Consider the following 1251-nt stretch of genomic DNA (forward strand, 5'->3'; position numbering starts at 1 on the left):
ACTTTATCTTGTAGGAGATAGAAGCTCCGTCAGTTGGTTGTGTGTAAGGCATCAGAGCCATGCCACTAAGGGTACGCCCCATATAGGGAATCACTGTCCATTCCGTACCAGGCGCTGCTTTAGCGCTGTAGTAATGTTCGGCTTCTATGGCTATATATCCGTCTTGTCCGGTGAATACGTATCCACCGACAGCCTTTTCCGGATTTTCGATTCGGTAGATTTTAGGCAGTGTATCAGCGGGGAAGTTATCATTCCATGAGGTATAACCGATATGTTTCTGAATCATCATATTCTTCCATTTGCCGCCGGACATAATGTTGTTATAATCGTCACTCAACGCTTTGTCCCGTGCAAAAGCCTGTTCCACTTTATCTGCCCATTCGTTAGCTTGCGGATTGTTTTCTTTATACAATTTATGGTTCATGGCTTGTGCATAATACATCTCGTACAGGTTTGCCATGGCTTGAACGGGGAAGAGGATTAATTGCTTGTAGGCATCTTTATATTCCGGTTTCAGTGATATGTATTGTCTCAAAGCTTCCGCTTCCAGTTTCAGATATTCATCAGATACTTGTTTCCATTCGCCGGTTTCCAGGTTATAAGTATTCCGGTCGAGCATTTCTCCCGTCACGCGGCCGTTGTATTTGCTGTACAGGTTTAAGATTCGCATGGCTTCATCCGCCTGGTCTTCGCCAAACTGCTGTGCGCAGAAACGACGGGGATGATCCAGCAAGTTGGAGACGTTGAATTGCTTGGGATTCCATGCCATATCCATGAAGAGCGTGATCGGATATTCCATTGGTTTCAAATCGCCTACATTCAGTATCCACAGCTTTTCTACTCCATAATCGTATGTGAGTTGAAGTTGCTCCCACATATTTTGTATAGGGGTTACGTTCAGCCATTTGGAGTTTCTCGGAGCACCTACGTAGTCTACATGGTAATACATGCCCCAACCGCCCGGATGCTTACGTTCCTTGGCATTTGGCAGGCGGCATACATTGCCCCAGTTGTCATCACACAATAGCATGATTACATCATCGGGCACACGCATACCTTTATCGTAATAATCCAATACTTCTTTATACAACGCCCATACTTGCGGAGTCTCTTTGGCCGGACGTTTGGTGACTTCTTCAATAATCTTGCGCTGATTCTTGACTACATTCTCCAGAAGTTTCACATTGGTGCTTTTACTCATGGCCGCGTCACCGTCTCCGCGCATACCGATGGTTACGATATCTTCTGTAC

Annotated in this window: 1 protein-coding gene; it reads right to left on the minus strand. The window is 45.6% G+C overall.

Going from position 1 to position 1251, the window contains the following annotated elements; translation table 11 throughout:
• Window positions 1-1251 (minus strand): glycosyl hydrolase 115 family protein (locus AB5935_RS26780; protein ID WP_368327954.1); only part of this gene is annotated, 1251 nt, incomplete at both ends.

The sequence above is a fragment of the Phocaeicola sp. RTP21198st1_B8_RTP21198_201120 genome (assembly GCF_040929485.1).
Taxonomy (GTDB): domain Bacteria; phylum Bacteroidota; class Bacteroidia; order Bacteroidales; family Bacteroidaceae; genus Phocaeicola; species Phocaeicola dorei.